Below are 15,679 nucleotides of genomic sequence, written 5' to 3'. Positions count from 1 at the left end.
CATAAAACAAAAAAGGTTGACGCTTGCGCATCAACCTTTCAAAAAATCATTCATACTTAATCAGAGATTAGTAGTAAGAGTGCTCACCACGATCGTGCTCTGTTGCATCACGAACAGCAGTCAGTTCACCTTCGAACTGTTGAAGAAGCTCTTTTTCGATGCCTTCTTTTAGCGTTACATCAACCATAGAACAACCGTTACAACCACCACCGAATGCCACGATAGCTGCGCCGTCTTCAGTGATTTCTACCAAGCTAACGTGACCGCCGTGACCAGCAAGTTGTGGGTTAACTTGTGTTTGAATTGCGTATTCAACACGTTCTAGAAGTGGTGCATCGTCAGCTACTTTACGCATCTTAGCGTTTGGTGCTTTAAGCGTTAGTTGAGAGCCCATTTTGTCAGTAACGAAGTCAATTTCAGCTTCATCTAGGAACGGTAGGCTTAGCTCATCTACGTATGCAGAGAAAGCTTCGAATTTAAGTTCTGTGTCAGACGCTTCAATAGCATCTGTAGGGCAGTAAGAAACACCACACTCTGCGTTTTGTGTACCCGGGTTTACCACGAACACACGAATGTTTGTACCTTCAGGCTGCTGTGACAGCAGATTGGCAAAATGAGTTTGAGCTGTTTCTGTAATAGTAATATTTGACACGACGAATACCTGAGTAAATTTGTAGGCTATTAGCGCCATTCTACTCCTGTCAGATTTGTAATTCAGCCCTTTTTTGTTGGATTGCTGTACAAGTAGCGACTCACGCCAGTTATCCAGAGGGCTCAGGAGTGCGGCAGATGCAGTAAATATCAATCCTTTTCACCCCTACTTCAAGTAATAATTGGCATAATTGATGCACAGTACTGCCTGTGGTTACAACATCATCAATTATCGCGACATGCGAGTCATCCATCGCTGAGAAGCTGGTGTTTCTCATCGCGAATGCGCCTTTCAAATTACTTTTTCTGGCTGATTTAGTTAGCCCTTGCTGCGAAGCGGTTGAACGGATGCGCTTGAATAAAACGGCATGCTCCACCTTGAGGTCTTGAGCGGTGTAACGCGCCAGTAGCTGACTTTGATTAAAACCACGATGAAAGTATCGACGCCAATGTAAGGGAACACTGGTGACTAGCGATGCCGGTTCTTTGATGCGTGACGCGAGCAAGGTCGACAGATCTCGGGCAAACCAGAATTTATCGGCATACTTCATCTGTTGGATATAGCCTGCAGTTGGAAAGGTGTAATCACCGACACAATATAGCCGATGCCAAGGTGGCGGGTTAGCTAAGCACTCACCGCATTGTTCGACGGCTGTGACCGTTTTCAATCCGCACCTTTGACAGCGAGGCACTAGCTCGAACAGCTTTAGGCAACTATTGCACCATCGAGGGTGGTGATCATCTGGCTGTTTATCTAGCTTACAGAGGTGGCATTGAGGTGTGACCAGACGTGGTGTGTGTTTTTGTAGCCAATCGGATAACATAGCTCGCGATGCTTTTGGGTTATGGTGTTCCTTTTGCTCACCATACTGAAAAGTGCAGGTTATCGCTGATGGAAAAAGTAGGGAATATTGAGAATGAGTGACGCGTTATATTGGCATGTTTCAGGACAGGGCCCCGATTTGGTGTTGGTTCACGGCTGGGGAATGAACGGTGCTGTCTGGCAGCAAACCGTTAATGCGTTAGAGACTGATTTCCGTGTGCACGTTGTCGATTTGCCAGGTTACGGACACAGCTCTCATTGCCACGCTCAAGATCTTGAAGAGATAGCCCAGCAACTGTTGGCCGAAGCACCAAAGCAAGCGATTTGGGTCGGCTGGTCACTTGGTGGCTTGGTAGCGACGCATATGGCTCTTCATCACCCCGATTATGTGAGCAAGCTGGTGACGGTTGCTAGTTCACCGAAATTCGCAGCCGCGAAAGAGCCGGTGCTATGGCGCGGTATCCAACCCAACGTATTAACCGCGTTTACGGAACAGTTGGTGGAAGATTTCCAAACCACCATCGAACGCTTTATGGCATTGCAAGCCATGGGCAGCCCATCAGCAAGGCAAGATGTAAAACAGCTCAAGCAAGCGGTGCTGTCTCGCCCATTACCAAACCCTGATTCATTATTGTCAGGACTGAAGATGTTGTCTGATGTCGATTTAAGAGAGCAATTACCGGAGATTTCCGTTCCTATGCTGCGCTTGTATGGTCGATTAGACGGGCTAGTACCAATCAAGGTTGCCAAAGACTTGGGCAATGCACTGCCTCACACCGAGCAATACATCTTTACTCAATCCTCGCATGCACCGTTTATGACGGAAGCGGATGCCTTCTGCAGTGAGCTAGTCAGCTTCGCACAAAAATAATTGCTAAATTTATATCCGGCTCGGTCGATATATAACCTAATACCAATCACAGTAAGTGTTCAACAATAGCGTTTTAACAAGCTAGGATGATCAGTTATTTACTACGATTGGTATAACACCAACGTGTTGCATGATACTCAGACCTAACTCTCTCCAGAGCTGATTGCGGTAAGTTGGGCTATGCCTGTTGTGTGTTCTCGGTACAACAGTGTTATGGCAATAGTGATGGGCGATTCTTGAGGAGAGTTCGCGATGATTGTGTCACCTGCAACTGCAGTGAGTGTGCCACTAATCGCCCCGTCCGTTAATGTGCAAACAGAGCAAGTTGCGCGTGATAATAGAGTCCGAGAGCCTGTTGCTCCCGCAGTAGCATTGGCGAGAACCAATGCAGAGCGTAAGGTAAAATCAGACGATAAACGAAGGCAGCAGTCGGCTTGGGATCCTTCTGACCATCCAGGTTATGAAATGGAGAACGAGTCAGAGGCCAATTCGGTTAGCCAAGAAGAGCCACAAGACCCTTTTGAGCGGCTGTTCAGCTTGTTAGCGCTGAGAACATACAGTGCTGACCAAGGAAAAGGCTATACCATGCGTTTCCGCCTGCCAAAGCATGTTTTAGATGCGGCGATTCAGGAGGGACAGATGGAGAAACGACGTAAGGTCATAAAATATCATTATGGTCATGCTGTTGCGCCTCATGCTCCGTCAGAGATGTTGGTCGTATTATAATTATACTCTTCATACTTGAAGCTGCAGCGTTGTTAACTGCGTAAGTTCACCCTAATCACATAGACCCCCTATGCTCATAGGGCTGAACTTCATACCTTTGTAAGGAAAAGGTTGCCTAGCTGCAACTCCAATTATTTTGAGTATAAACACGAAGGATACAACCAAGCTTCGATGTCTCTTTTGAACACATAATAAAAAAACCTGCATACCCTAAGGGATGCAGGTTTTCTGTTTTAGGCGAATCTGTTTTTCAAATGCGCTATTGGATTATTTTTTCGCTTTAGCAAAAGCAGCTGCGAATGCACCGCCCATTGCGCCATTTTGTTGTGGCTCTTCACGACGGCGTTGTCCACCTTGCGAGTGTTGATTCGGGCGGCTTTGCGTGCGGGGTGCACTTGAACGTTGAGCTCGGTTGTCTTGTCCCGGCTCATCTTTCATACGCATGCTGAGTGCAATACGTTTACGCTGAACATCCACTTCCATCACTTTCACTTTCACGATGTCACCCGCTTTAACCACTTCACGTGGATCAGAGACAAAGCGATCGGTAAGCGCTGAAATGTGTACTAAACCATCTTGGTGAACGCCGATATCGACGAAGGCACCGAAGTTAGCCACGTTTGATACCACACCTTCTAGAATCATGCCTGGCTCCAAGTCTGAAACGCTGTTTACGCCGTCGGCGAAGGTAGCAGTCTTGAACTCAGGGCGAGGGTCACGGCCGGGCTTATCCAGTTCTTTGATGATGTCAGTCACCGTAGGTACACCAAAGTTTTCATTGGTGTAATCAATCGCATGCAGGCCGCGTAGGAAGTCTGTGTTACCTACCAAAGACTTGATGTCTTTCTGGTTTTTCTCAGCGATGTTCTTCACCACTGGGTAAGCTTCTGGGTGCACCGATGATGCATCTAGCGGGTTCTTGCCGTCCATGATACGCAGGAAGCCAGCACACTGTTCAAAGGCTTTAGGCCCTAAACGAGCGACTTTTTTCAGTGTCGTACGTGCTTCAAAGCGACCATTTTCATCACGGTAGTCGACGATGTTCTGAGCGATAGCGCTAGAGAGGCCCGCTACGCGAGTTAGCAGCGCAGCCGAAGCGGTATTCACATCAACCCCCACCGCGTTTACACAGTCTTCGACAATCGCATCTAGGCGCTTAGCAAGCATGGTTTGGCTTACATCGTGTTGGTATTGGCCCACACCGATCGATTTAGGGTCAATCTTCACAAGCTCCGCCAGAGGATCTTGTAGACGACGCGCGATAGATACAGCACCGCGCAGCGATACGTCCATGTTCGGGAACTCTTTCGCTGCTAATTCAGACGCTGAGTACACCGATGCCCCGGCTTCGCTGACAATGATTTTTTGCGCTTTTAGGTTGCCACGCTTAATCACATCAGCCACAAAGCTATCGGTTTCGCGTGAAGCGGTACCGTTACCAATTGCAATCAGGTCAACGTTGAACTGACGAACCATCTGCTCAACAACGTGTGCTGATTTGTCGTATTGCTTTTGTGGTGGGTGAGGGTAAATGGTTTCTGTCGCGAGGACCTTACCGGTTGAATCGACAACCGCGATTTTCGAACCGGTACGTAAACCTGGATCTAGGCCTAACGTTGCACGAGGGCCAGCAGGCGCAGCCATCAGTAGGTCTTTTAGGTTGGTGGCGAATACTTCAATTGCTTCGATCTCTGCACGCTCTTTCATCGCGCCCATGAGTTCGGTTTCCATGTGCATAGAAACCTTAATACGCCATGCCCAGCTGATCACTTGCTTACGCCATGCATCTGCAGGTGCACTGCTCAGTGTAATACCGTAGTGATCAGAGATGATGTTTTCACAGTAAGAACCACGAGCGCCTTCTTCTTGTTCAGGGTCGGCATTCATCGCTAGGGTTAGGAAGCCTTCATTTCGGCCACGTAACATCGCAAGTGCACGGTGAGAAGGCACCTTGCTGAGTGTTTCGTTGTGCTCGAAGTAGTCTTTGAACTTCTCGCCTTCTTGCTCTTTACCTGTCACTACACGAGCGACTAGCTCTGAGTTGCGTGTTAGGTGTTGGCGAATCTTTTCTAGTAGGTTTGCGTCTTCCGCAATGCGTTCCATGATGATCGCACGAGCGCCATCGAGCGCGGCTTTGGTATCGGCAATGCCTTTATCGTTGCTGATGAAGTTCGCTGCTTCCGTTTCTGGATCGTGCTGTGGTTCATTCCACAGTGTGTCGGCAAGTGGCTCTAAACCTGCTTCAATCGCGATCTGACCTTTCGTGCGACGTTTTGGTTTGTAAGGTAGGTATAAATCTTCTAGACGAGTCTTGCTGTCGGCGTGAGTGATATCACGCTCGAGCTCTGGCGTGAGCTTACCTTGGTCTTGAATCGACTTAAGAATCGTTTGGCGACGATCATCAAGTTCACGAAGGTAAGAAAGGCGACTATCAAGGTTACGTAATTGGGTATCGTCTAAGCCTCCCGTAACCTCTTTACGGTAGCGGGCAATAAAGGGAACGGTATTACCGTCGTCAATTAGGGTTACTGCGGCGGTGACTTGCTCAGAACGAACATTCAGTTCTTCAGCGATCAGTCGACAGATAGCTTGGCTCATCCGATGAATCTCTTATTTAATATTGTGACAAATATATGGGGGTGAGCGTACGCTTTTTCTAGCTTTGACTGTGTAATTATCCTGTCAGAAGTCGAATTTCCGTTTGTGATACCCGCTTTGTGCGAGATCTCTTACAAGTGATGTGAGACTAAGTCACTTTAAACTCAGAAAATTGTCCCAATAAAAATATAAGTTAATGATTTGATTGGTTTTTATGTTTTTGAGCGTATTTCCCACAGCAAATGTTTTTTAGGACTATCTAGGAAACACGGCCATTTCCCGTAATATTTAACTTGTCGACAGGGAGTTGGCAGGAACAGGAAAAAGCCTAATGGACTAGGTATCTTCAGGATGAAGATTTGATTACTTAGGATGAGTGGTCAGCAAGGAAGTGATAATCTCTGGATGAGATTCGCCAGTCAGGACGACAGGCTAGAATGGACACCGCTAGGATGGCGATGAACAAAAAGGAAATTGGTTAAAGGATTTAGCCATTATCAAGGAAAGATGCAGGGAGCACCTTATCTAGAAGAGATAAACAGTAGCCGGATTGCTGCGATAGAGACTTAACCCCGCTAGGCGAAAGCCTTGCGGGGTTTTCTTTTATCTGGAGTTTGGGTTTTATAGATACTCAGTACATCGCTAAGTGACTAATAAGTAGAATTATTTGTTGTCTGCGTAGCGAATCGAGTTAATGAACCACTCTTTGTCGCCTTCCGGTGTTTTTACCGTAAATTCATCATCCACTTCTTTCTTAAGTAGAGCTCTAGCCATTGGCGAGTCGATAGAGATATAACCTTTAGCATCGCCATAGATCTCTTCTGGACCGACAATTCGAAACTTCTTAATTTCCCCATCATCATTCTCGATTTCGACCCAAGCCCCGAAAAATACCTTACCTTCTTGTTGTGGCGAGTAATCAACGATCGTGACATCAGGTAGGAACTTTCTTAAGAAACGAACTCGGCGATCGATCTGACGAAGTAGACGCTTATTGAAGGTGTAATCTGCGTTTTCTGAGCGATCTCCAAGGCTTGCCGCCCAAGTGACTATCTTAGTAATTTCAGGGCGTTTCTCGTGCCATAAGTGGTCATGTTCGGCTTTGAGCTTGTTATAACCTTCTCGGGTGATAAGTTTGGTTTTCATAAATCTTACTTAATGAAATGATGATCTAAGATAGAATATATAGAAAGGCAACATACGTTAACAATTATTTAGGCGACTTTTTCTCCAATAATGTTACATTTTTAATGTATTAACTCATTAGACTGTGCCCAAAAGCTTATAACCCAATAAGCGATTAATAGGTGGAACCATTACATGCAAGAAAACTACAAAATTTTAGTGGTCGATGACGATGCTCGTTTACGTGCACTGTTAGAGCGCTATCTGTCAGAGCAAGGCTTTCAAGTGCGTAGCGTGGCAAACAGTGAGCAGATGGACCGCCTGTTAACCCGTGAAAATTTTCACTTGATGGTATTGGATTTAATGTTGCCGGGCGAAGATGGTCTATCGATCTGTCGTCGTCTACGAAACGCAAACAACTCACTGCCTATTCTAATGCTGACGGCAAAAGGTGATGAAGTGGACCGTATTGTTGGATTGGAAGTCGGTGCTGATGACTACCTACCAAAACCATTCAACCCACGTGAATTGCTTGCTCGTATCAAAGCAGTATTACGTCGCCAAGTGATTGAAGCACCAGGCGCACCAAGCACTGAAGAGTCTGTGGTTGAGTTTGGTGAGTTCCGCTTGAACCTAGGTACACGTGAAATGTTCCGTGGCGAAGAACCAATGCCGCTTACTTCGGGCGAATTTGCAGTGCTTAAGTCACTAGTTACCAATGCTCGTGAGCCAATGTCTCGCGATAAGTTGATGAATATGGCTCGTGGCCGTGAGTACTCAGCAATGGAACGCTCTATCGATGTGCAGATCTCACGTCTACGTCGTCTAGTGGAAGAAGACCCAAGCAAACCTCGCTACATCCAAACGGTGTGGGGCTTAGGTTATGTCTTTGTTCCTGATGGTAAGGCTGTGTAAGTCAGCTTAATAAGCTCTACAGCAGCTTTATTGATTCTGTGATTCAGAATTCTCTATTTACGGGCCATCTCATTGATATGTGATGGCCCGTTTTGTATTCAGGATAATTGTTTAGAGTTATAGTCATATAACGCTTTGTTTTTTCTCTCTACACTTTGGGTGCCCCATGCGCATACGTAGCTCCTTTACTCAGTCGATAGTGCTTTTCTTAACGCTATTGGTCGCTAGCCAAATCTTTTCTTACTACGCCGTGTTTAACTACGCTTTGATGCCGAGCTTACAGCAGTTTAATAAGATATTGGCGCACGAGTTAAACCTAGTATTGGACCAAGGCAGTGATATCGAGATCGACGCACCACTGCGCCAGCGCGTACTTGAGCAACTTGGAGTAACGGTCCACGCCAAGGACAGCGAAGCGGCGGGTGAGTATTACCACGCAGTATCGATTGACCTGATGAGTGAGGAGATGACCAAAGAATTAGGCTCTGAAACAGAAGTGCGGCTGATTTTAGGTAAAGAGAGCTATGTGTTGTGGATGGACATAGCACAGCTGCCTAACTCATTGATTCGAATTCCGCTCTCTGAGCTACAAGAAGAAGACTTTGCACCGCTATTTCGTAATAGCTTGATCATGGCGATGTTGATCGTTGCTGGTGGTTGGCTGTTCATCCGATTGCAAAACCGCCCACTCATTGCGCTTGAGAAAGCAGCGCAGGGTGTCGGTCGTGGTGATATTCCACCGCCACTGCCTGTGCAAGGTGCTCAAGAGATTCGTTCAGTAACTCGCGCCTTTAACCAGATGTCGAAAGGCATTCAAGAACTGGAAGAAGACAGAGCTTTGTTGATGGCGGGTATCAGTCATGATTTACGCACTCCATTAACGCGTATCCGTTTAGCCACCGAGATGATGTCGCCAGAAGATGCCTATTTAGCGGAAGGCATTATCAGTGATACCGAAGAGTGTAATGAGATCATCAGCCAGTTTATGGACTACTTGAAGCCCGTCGATCGTGAATCATTCCAAGCGGTGTTTGTGGATGATATTGCACGCGAGGTATCAAGCTCTGAAGGTGGCTATGAGGTACAGATTGAAACTGATATCCCGGATACCATGAAGCCTGCATTAGGCAATCCGATCGCGATGAAGCGTGCGGTGAGTAACTTGGTGGTGAATGCGCTGCGTTACGGTAATGGCTGGGTCAAGGTATCGACTGGCATGACAGCGGATAACAAACTGGCTTGGGTAACGGTAGAGGATAACGGCCCGGGTATCCCACAAGACCAGATCGGCAAGCTATTTGAACCCTTCACTCGTGGTGATACGGCTCGTGGTAGTGAAGGAACAGGATTAGGTTTGGCGATCGTCAAGCGTATTGTCAGCCAACACCAAGGCGCAGTGGTGGTCAATAATCGCAGTGAAGGTGGCTTAAAAGCGCAGATCAGTTTCCCTGTTAAGCCCTAGTTGTCATCGGTCCGTGTGATTTCGATGAGTTTGGTTCGGGGAACTATTAAGAGATCCCCGACTCGGTCATTCTTCCCTCTCGGAGATGACGGTATGATAAGTGTTCAGGTTTATTAAGCGCAAACGGTGTGTTTAACCTTGAAGCTCTTTCTTACTGTGTAGAACTGACGCTAGAGAAAGAGGTTGAGTAAGACTGGTGGTAAAATCTGAGTCGGACGGTAGCTATCTGCAACCTTTCGTCATTCCCTATCGTGATGAACGAATGAGTAGGGAATCTCGCTCTTGGCTTATTAAAGTAATGCGCAGAAAAAAGGCTTCCTTATGGAAGCCTTTTTACGTTGTAAGCGGGAATATCTGGGGCTATTACGCCTTAGAATACACATCACGTTCACCCAACCAGCGATTGATGATCGCCTTAGCGTTATCTGGGTAGCTATCATGAATATGGCGTGCGATACGCTGCACTTCAGGAATTAAACGTTGGTCTCGTACCAAGTCGGCAATCTTGAAGTCAGCCAAGCCGGTCTGTTTAGTGCCAAGCAGTTCACCTGGGCCGCGGATCTCTAGGTCTCGCTGAGCAATCACAAAGCCATCGTTACTCTCACGCAGCACCCCTAAGCGCTTCTGAGCTGTTTTTGATAGTGGTGAGTGATACAGCAGTACACAATGACTTGCGACCGAACCACGGCCAACACGGCCACGTAATTGGTGTAATTGCGCTAGGCCAAGACGTTCTGGGTTCTCGATGATCATTAAGCTCGAATTCGGTACGTCCACACCCACTTCAATCACGGTTGTGGCAACCAGTAAGTGCAGTTTGTTCTCTTTGAACTCCTGCATCACTGCTTGTTTTTCGGCAGGTTTCATTCGGCCGTGTACTAAACCAATTTTCACATCAGGCAGTTTTCGTTGCAGCTCTTCTGCGGTGTCTGCAGCAGCTTGCGCTTCCAATACTTCAGACTCATCAATCAGTGTGCACACCCAATAGGCTTGCTTACCCTCATTGAGGCAGGCATTACGCACGCGCTCAACAATGTCATCACGCTTGGTATCTGGAATTGCCACAGTTTGAATGGGCGTTCGACCCGGTGGTAATTCATCAATGATTGAGGTTTCGAGATCGGCGTAGGCCGTCATTGCCAATGTTCGTGGAATTGGCGTTGCTGTCATCACTAACTGGTGAGGATAGTAGCCTTGCTTAGCACCTTTCTCACGTAGTTCTAGTCGCTGGTGGACACCGAATCGGTGTTGCTCATCAATGATGACTAATCCAAGGTTTTTGAACTCGACGTGTTCTTGGAATAGGGCATGAGTACCCACCACCATTTGCGCTTCGCCGCTGGCAATTCGCGCCAGCTCAGTCTCACGAGCTTTGCCCTTGAGTTTGCCTGCCAACCAACCAACTTGAATGCCCATGGCTTCAAACCAGTTGGCGAAATTGATCGCGTGCTGCTCAGCCAATAGTTCCGTTGGTGCCATCAGTGCTACTTGCTGGCCATGTTCCAGTGCGCGAACAGCCGCTAGTGCAGCAACCAAGGTTTTACCTGAACCTACATCCCCTTGTACTAAGCGCATCATTGGGTGTGGTTTTTCTAAGTCAGTTTCAATCTCTTGGGTTACGCGTGCTTGAGCATTGGTTGGCGAGAATGGCAGCTGAGCCAGTAGCTTATCTTTGAGTGTATTCACTGGAGGAAGCGGCATCGCTTTGTCTTGCTGTCCTTTACTGCGGACCGACAGCATCGATAGGTTTTGAGCCAGTAGCTCTTCCATAATCAAGCGCAGCTGTGCTGGGTGTTTACCTTCATCAAACAACTCTAGGTCGATACCCGGAGGCGGTCTGTGAATGGTATGCAGTGCTTGTGCTAGGGTGATTTGATGGTCGTATAAGCCAGACGGTAGCAGTTCATTGACGGCTGCTTTGTCGATCAGTTCTAACGCTTGGTCGGTCAGGTTACGCAGCGTGACTTGTCTTAGTCCTTCAGTGGTTGGATACACCGGAGTCAGGTTTGCTTCCACGTCTGGTTGCTGTCTTGGAGCAAAGAATTTGTAATCCGGATGGACGATTTCAAGCCCCATATTGCCACGCTTGATTTCGCCATAAGCATGGACTTGTTTGCCCTCGGTAAAGTTGTTCTTCATTCCGGCAGTGAAGTTGAAAAAGCGCAGCGTAATGGTGCCATTACCATCGCTGATCTTTACCGCCAACATCTTACGTTTACCGAAAATGGTATCTACGCTCATCACCTTGCCTTGAACAGCGGCCCAGATTCCTGCGTGCAGTTTGATGATCGGATAGATACGCGTTCTATCTTCATAGCGCAAAGGCAGATGAAATAGCAGGTCTTGCACATTGTTAAGTCCAACCTTTTCCAGTTTCTCTGCGACTTTAGCGCCGACTCCAGATAAAGAGTTGAGAGGGATAGCAGATAAAAGCTGTGACATAACAAGGCTCATAAACGTAAGAGTGATGATCTATTCAAGCATTTTACTGGATTTTTGTACAGGATAAAGCTTAGAAGCAGATACGTGATGCGAGTAAACGGGATTCGAAGAGATTAAGAGCGAGTACGGGATATGAGAGGAATAGGGTAGTAGAAAAAATCAAAGCAGATACGGGATGCGGGTAAACGAGATGCGAAAGGATAAGAGTAGATACGGGATGTGAGTAAACGAGATGCGAAAGGATAAGAGCAGATATGGGGGGCGGGTAAACGAGATGCGAAAGGGTAAGAGCAGATATGGGATGCGAGTATGCGGGATTCGGAAGGATAAGAGCAGATATGGGATGCGAGTATGCGGGATACGAAAAGACTAAGAGCGAGTACGGGATGTATGTAAATGGCAGATGAGAGGAATAGGACAGTAGAAAAAATTAAAGCAGACTCGAAATACGAAAAGTTGAGTGGTGAAAAGCTTTTGCTCTGCGCATCTCGAGACTCGTATCTCTCATCTGCCTTATCGCTTTATCTATCGATATTCAAAAAACTAAATCAGATGTGGAGCCAAGATAGTGAGTCACGAAGTCTTTTGCTCTTCGCATCTCGCTATCTCGAATCCCTCATCTTTACTTTGCTCTAGTTCTTACGGCGTCTTACTTTGAGCGCGTGTGGCATCACACGTAGCTTCTTCATAATGCTCGCAAGGTGAACACGATCTTTGGTGGTCAGCAAGATTGTCACTGTGTACAAGCGTCCATCACGTTCTTCGGTTGAAATACCGTGAATGTTAGAGCCTGTTTTCGAGATAACGTTAGTTAACTCAGCCAGTGCACCTTGGTGGTTCTGCAGATCAACCTGTAGTTCGGCTGTGAACTCTTGGTCGTAATCGTCAGACCATTCCACCGCCATGTATTTGTCTGGTTCTTTTTGGTAACCACGAACGTTTGGACACGTTTCACGGTGAACCACAAGGCCACGACCTGGAGATACATGGGCAATGATGTGATCATCTGGAATTGGGTGACAACAGTTAGCGAACGTCAGTAGTAGACCTTCAGCACCACGGATAGGAAGTTTCTTCCTCGGTGTGTCGCTGTTGTTTTCCACTTCAGTCAGTTCGTCAGCATCACCTAGCAGGCGACGAGCAATCACGATACTCATCAGCTCGCCAAGACCAATTGATGCTAGCAAGTCTTCAACGCTATCGAGACGAAGATCAGACAACACATGTTCAACGTTCTCTTCGCCAATATCACCAATTGAGTGCTCGCCAAGTGCGTGGTTCAGTAGGCGACGACCTAAGGTAATCGACTCTTCACGGCGCATAGTCTTCAGAACCTGACGGATCTTAGTACGCGCACGTGATGTCACCACGTAGTTGAGCCATGCTGCATTCGGACGTGCGCCTGGAGCACTGATGATCTCAATGGTTTGACCGTTCTTCAGCGATTTGCTGAGTGGGTAAGGGTTCATGTCTACACGAGCACCTACACACATGTTGCCGACATCGGTATGTACCGCGTAAGCAAAATCGACCGCTGTTGCGCCTGCAGGAAGTTCGACAATGCGACCCTTCGGCGTGAACACGAAGATCTCATCTGGGAACAGATCAGACTTAACGTTTTCAATGAATTCGAATGAGTTACCAGCGCTTTGTTGTAGTTCAAGTAAGCTCTGCATCCAACGTTGTGCTTTAACCTGTGCGGTTGTGCCATTACTGCTGCGTGAGCCGTTGCCTTTGTAAGACCAGTGTGCCGCGACACCTTTGTCCGCCATTTGATCCATATCTTCAGTACGGATCTGAACTTCAACTGGCACCCCGTGAGGGCCGATCATTGATGTGTGCAGAGATTGGTAGCCGTTGGCTTTTGGTACCGCGATGTAATCTTTCATGCGGCCTGGGCGAGGCTTGTACAGGCTATGGGCCTGACCAAGTACGCGATAACAAGTATCTGGGGTATCAACCACCACGCGGAAAGCGTAGATGTCCATAATGGTGTGGAAACGCTGCTCTTTAGTTTTCATCTTGTTATAGATGGAGAACAGGTTCTTTTCACGACCAAGTACGCGAGCAGGTAAACCAACTTCTTCAAGGCGGCCTTCAATTTCGCTATGGATACGTTGAATCATCTCTTTACGGTTACCACGCGCAGCTTTCACTACGTTTTTCAGTACGCGATAACGGTTAGGGTAGAGGGCTTCGAAGCCCAGCTCTTCTAGTTCGGTCTTGATGTTATGAATACCAAGACGGTGAGCTAGTGGAGAATAGATTTCTAGGGTTTCACGAGCAATACGACGCTTTTTGTCAGGACGAAGTGCCCCAAGCGTACGCATGTTGTGAGTACGGTCAGCTAATTTGATCAAGATAACGCGGATGTCTTGCACCATTGCGAGAACCATTTTACGAAAGTTCTCTGCTTGCGCTTCTTTGCGATCACGAAATTTAAGCTTATCCAGCTTAGATACACCATCTACCAATTCAGCAACGGTATTGCCAAATTTTTCCTCTAGATCTTCTTTAGTGACATCACAGTCTTCAATCACATCATGAAGTAGAGCAGCTTGTAGGGTTTCGATATCCAGACGCATTTCTGCCAGGATTCTTGAAACAGCTACAGGGTGGATAATGTATGGTTCACCGCTTGAGCGGGTTTGCCCTTCATGGGCGTCTCTCGCTACCACATAAGATTGACGCAGAGCCTCAATTTGAGGCTCTGTTAGGTATTCTTGGGCAACGTCTTTGAGGCTATCGAATAGATACAAATTAAAGGCCCGGAAGGTTAATTAGTTCGAATGACGTTCTTATCGAGTGTGAGCGATGCTGCTTACTGCTGCAAGTTCAGCCGCTTCTTGCTCTTGTTGCTCTTGACGTTCACGAGCATCTAGTACGTCTTTAGTGATAAGACCTTCTTCGATTTCGCGAAGAGCGATAACCGTTGGCTTATCGTTTTCTTCAGGCACTAGTGAATCTTTACCGCCAGTTTGCATTTGACGTGCGCGGCGAGCCGCAATAAGAACTAGGTCGAAACGGTTGCCAACTTTTTCAACAGCGTCTTGAACAGTTACGCGTGCCATGAGGACTCCAAATAGTAATTAACTAATAAATTTTTGATGACGAGAAAGTATACAAGTTAAACTAGAGACTTTCTAGATCACCGTATACTTATCTCAATGGAAAATCTAGTCTTGCTAGCTTATTCCGCCAGTAGAGCAGTAAGCATGCCGCTGTATTTTGCTGCTTGCTTATCTTCTTTTAAGCGTTCCGCACGAATGATAGCTCTGAAGTCCATTAGGGCTGCATCAAAGTCATCATTCACGATCACGTAGTCATACTCATTATAATGAGAGATTTCTGACTTCGCTTCGCTCATGCGTTTCGCAATAACTTCTTCGCTGTCTTGACCACGAACGTTTAGACGACGCTCTAGCTCACCATTTGATGGTGGAAGAATGAATACACTCTTCGCTTGAGGCATCTGTTCACGGATCTGACGAGCACCTTGCCAGTCGATATCTAGGAATACATCGATACCGCGGTCTAGGTTTTCTTCAATCCAAACGCGTGAAGTACCGTAGTAGTTGCCGAATACTTCAGCGTACTCTAGGAATTCATTCTTCTTGATGAGATCTTCGAAGTGATGCTTCTCTACGAAGTGGTAGTGAACACCATTTTCTTCACCAGGGCGCATACCGCGAGTGGTGTGTGAAACAGATACCTTCATTGCGTAGGTTGGATTGGTTTCTAGCATTGCTGAGATCAAGCTCGACTTACCTGCGCCACTAGGTGCAGATACGATGTAAAGAGTACCTTTGCCCATCTGTATATTTCCACTGTTGGTTGGATTGAGTGAAGGCGATAAACCGACACTATAAAAGATAGCACTGACCTTAATTACGTTCCGGTAATTGCGCGTATAGAGCGGCAACTGGTGAAAATTAGGTCAGAAAAATGGAGGCGAAGAGTAGCATATTTAGATGATTGAGAACAACTGGCTTGATCGTTATTTATTGGCGAATGATCTTCTCAAAGATCGTTCTAGAAATGTAATCACTCATCAACTGCACTTTTT

12 protein-coding genes are annotated in these 15,679 nt (G+C 46.9%); 4 read left to right on the top strand and 8 right to left on the bottom strand.

Features of this window, described 5'->3' with window-relative positions; genetic code table 11:
- Positions 1-67: 67 nt before the first annotated feature.
- Together nfuA and F0228_RS11265 are read right to left on the bottom strand one after the other, a co-directional pair.
- Entirely contained in the window at positions 68-652 is a 585-nt protein-coding gene (nfuA, locus tag F0228_RS11270; RefSeq protein WP_004741449.1) for a Fe-S biogenesis protein NfuA, read from the bottom strand.
- Between the two features lie 109 nt (positions 653-761).
- Positions 762-1,475 (bottom strand): ComF family protein, encoded by a 714-nt coding sequence (locus F0228_RS11265; RefSeq protein ID WP_171762234.1) that lies wholly within the window; start codon positions 1,473-1,475, stop codon positions 762-764.
- A 93-nt stretch (positions 1,476-1,568) separates the two neighbouring features.
- On the opposite strand from F0228_RS11265, the gene bioH reads away from it, so the two are divergent.
- On the top strand, positions 1,569-2,345 hold the full coding sequence (bioH, locus tag F0228_RS11260) for a pimeloyl-ACP methyl ester esterase BioH (protein ID WP_061033120.1): 777 nt from the start codon (positions 1,569-1,571) through the stop codon (positions 2,343-2,345).
- Positions 2,346-2,597: 252 nt separating this feature from the next.
- On the top strand, positions 2,598-3,071 hold the full coding sequence (locus tag F0228_RS11255; protein WP_061033121.1) for a hypothetical protein: 474 nt from the start codon (positions 2,598-2,600) through the stop codon (positions 3,069-3,071).
- Between the two features lie 267 nt (positions 3,072-3,338).
- On the opposite strand, the gene F0228_RS11250 is transcribed toward F0228_RS11255, so the two are convergent.
- Positions 3,339-5,669 carry a Tex family protein gene (locus tag F0228_RS11250; protein WP_171730404.1) on the bottom strand — a complete coding sequence of 777 codons (2,331 nt, stop codon included), beginning with the start codon at positions 5,667-5,669 and terminating at the stop codon, positions 3,339-3,341.
- Between the two features lie 663 nt (positions 5,670-6,332).
- Positions 6,333-6,815, bottom strand: coding sequence for a transcription elongation factor GreB (gene greB, locus F0228_RS11245; RefSeq protein WP_116869822.1), 483 nt, complete (start codon positions 6,813-6,815; stop codon positions 6,333-6,335).
- Between the two features lie 174 nt (positions 6,816-6,989).
- Here greB and ompR point away from each other — a divergent pair, with 174 nt between their 5' ends.
- Positions 6,990-7,709 carry a two-component system response regulator OmpR gene (gene ompR, locus F0228_RS11240; protein ID WP_008218409.1) on the top strand — a complete coding sequence of 240 codons (720 nt, stop codon included), beginning with the start codon at positions 6,990-6,992 and terminating at the stop codon, positions 7,707-7,709.
- 166 nt (positions 7,710-7,875) lie between these two features.
- A complete protein-coding gene (gene envZ, locus F0228_RS11235) occupies positions 7,876-9,171 on the top strand; it encodes a two-component system sensor histidine kinase EnvZ (protein ID WP_105057739.1) in 1,296 nt (431 codons plus the stop codon).
- A gap of 363 nt (positions 9,172-9,534) precedes the next feature.
- On the opposite strand, the gene recG is transcribed toward envZ, so the two are convergent.
- The 4 genes from recG to gmk all read right to left on the bottom strand — a co-directional run bounded on the left by recG (position 9,535) and on the right by gmk (position 15,427).
- The gene (gene recG / locus F0228_RS11230) at positions 9,535-11,613 is read right to left on the bottom strand and encodes an ATP-dependent DNA helicase RecG (RefSeq protein ID WP_171730405.1); all 2,079 of its coding nucleotides are present in this window, start codon (positions 11,611-11,613) and stop codon (positions 9,535-9,537) included.
- Between the two features lie 632 nt (positions 11,614-12,245).
- A complete protein-coding gene (gene spoT / locus F0228_RS11225; protein WP_171730406.1) occupies positions 12,246-14,372 on the bottom strand; it encodes a bifunctional GTP diphosphokinase/guanosine-3',5'-bis pyrophosphate 3'-pyrophosphohydrolase in 2,127 nt (708 codons plus the stop codon).
- A 39-nt stretch (positions 14,373-14,411) separates the two neighbouring features.
- Positions 14,412-14,684, bottom strand: coding sequence for a DNA-directed RNA polymerase subunit omega (gene rpoZ, locus F0228_RS11220; RefSeq protein ID WP_009848003.1), 273 nt, complete (start codon positions 14,682-14,684; stop codon positions 14,412-14,414).
- Positions 14,685-14,803: 119 nt separating this feature from the next.
- On the bottom strand, positions 14,804-15,427 hold the full coding sequence (gene gmk, locus F0228_RS11215) for a guanylate kinase (protein ID WP_008224466.1): 624 nt from the start codon (positions 15,425-15,427) through the stop codon (positions 14,804-14,806).
- Positions 15,428-15,679: the final 252 nt, after the last annotated feature.

This window comes from Vibrio sp. 99K-1 (assembly GCF_013114585.1).
In the GTDB taxonomy this organism is placed as follows: domain Bacteria; phylum Pseudomonadota; class Gammaproteobacteria; order Enterobacterales; family Vibrionaceae; genus Vibrio; species Vibrio chagasii_B.
The sequence above is the reverse complement of the archived record's forward strand: the minus strand, read 5'-3'. Positions and strand labels throughout refer to the sequence as shown.

What these genes read in the sequence shown, in the direction of transcription:
- recG (WP_171730405.1), bottom strand. Translation starts at nt 11,613, where the DNA reads ATGTCACAGCTTTTATCTGCTATCCCTCTCAACTCTTTATCTGGAGTC.
- gmk (WP_008224466.1), bottom strand. Translation starts at nt 15,427, where the DNA reads ATGGGCAAAGGTACTCTTTACATCGTATCTGCACCTAGTGGCGCAGGT.
- rpoZ (WP_009848003.1), bottom strand. Translation starts at nt 14,684, where the DNA reads ATGGCACGCGTAACTGTTCAAGACGCTGTTGAAAAAGTTGGCAACCGT.
- envZ (WP_105057739.1), top strand. Translation starts at nt 7,876, where the DNA reads ATGCGCATACGTAGCTCCTTTACTCAGTCGATAGTGCTTTTCTTAACG.
- ompR (WP_008218409.1), top strand. Translation starts at nt 6,990, where the DNA reads ATGCAAGAAAACTACAAAATTTTAGTGGTCGATGACGATGCTCGTTTA.
- F0228_RS11265 (WP_171762234.1), bottom strand. Translation starts at nt 1,475, where the DNA reads ATGTTATCCGATTGGCTACAAAAACACACACCACGTCTGGTCACACCT.
- F0228_RS11250 (WP_171730404.1), bottom strand. Translation starts at nt 5,669, where the DNA reads ATGAGCCAAGCTATCTGTCGACTGATCGCTGAAGAACTGAATGTTCGT.
- F0228_RS11255 (WP_061033121.1), top strand. Translation starts at nt 2,598, where the DNA reads ATGATTGTGTCACCTGCAACTGCAGTGAGTGTGCCACTAATCGCCCCG.
- greB (WP_116869822.1), bottom strand. Translation starts at nt 6,815, where the DNA reads ATGAAAACCAAACTTATCACCCGAGAAGGTTATAACAAGCTCAAAGCC.
- bioH (WP_061033120.1), top strand. Translation starts at nt 1,569, where the DNA reads ATGAGTGACGCGTTATATTGGCATGTTTCAGGACAGGGCCCCGATTTG.